The following is a 542-nucleotide window of genomic DNA, read 5'->3' on the forward strand; positions in this document are numbered from 1 at the left end:
ACCATGTCCATGTTCGACAGCAGGGTCTGGAAGAAGGGCCACTCGCGGTTCATGCGCTGCAGCAGCGCCAGGCCGTCCGCGGGCTGGCGGGCGAGCAAGGCCTGCACCGCGCTGCCAAAGCCGTACCAGCCCGGCAGCATCACCCGGCACTGCGACCAGCTGAAGACCCAGGGGATGGCGCGCAGATCCTCGATGGCGGTGCTCTTCTTGCGCGAGGCCGGGCGGCTGCCGATGTTGAGCGCGGCGATCTCGCTGATCACGGTCGATTCCCAGAAGTAGCGCTCGAAGCCCTCGGTCTCGTAGACCAGGCCGCGGTAGGCGGCGAATGCGGCGTCCGACAAGGCCTGCATGGCCTCGAGGAAGGCCGCCGGGGTGGGCGCGGCGCTGGCCGGGCGCAGGCTGGTCTCGAGCGTGGCGGCCACCAGCACCTCGAGGTTGCGCCGGCCCACTTCCGGGTTGCCGTACTTGGCGCCGATCACCTCGCCCTGCTCGGTGAGCCGGATCTGGCCCTGCACCGCGCCCTCGGGCTGAGCGAGGATGGC

1 protein-coding gene is annotated in these 542 nt (G+C 70.5%); it reads right to left on the reverse strand.

Annotation, left to right across the window (positions count from 1 at the left end; translation table 11 throughout):
• Positions 1-542 (reverse strand): phosphoenolpyruvate carboxylase (locus B447_RS21580; protein ID WP_004249523.1); only part of this gene is annotated, 542 nt, incomplete at both ends.

It is taken from the genome of Thauera sp. 27, from assembly GCF_000310125.2.
Classification (GTDB): domain Bacteria; phylum Pseudomonadota; class Gammaproteobacteria; order Burkholderiales; family Rhodocyclaceae; genus Thauera; species Thauera mechernichensis.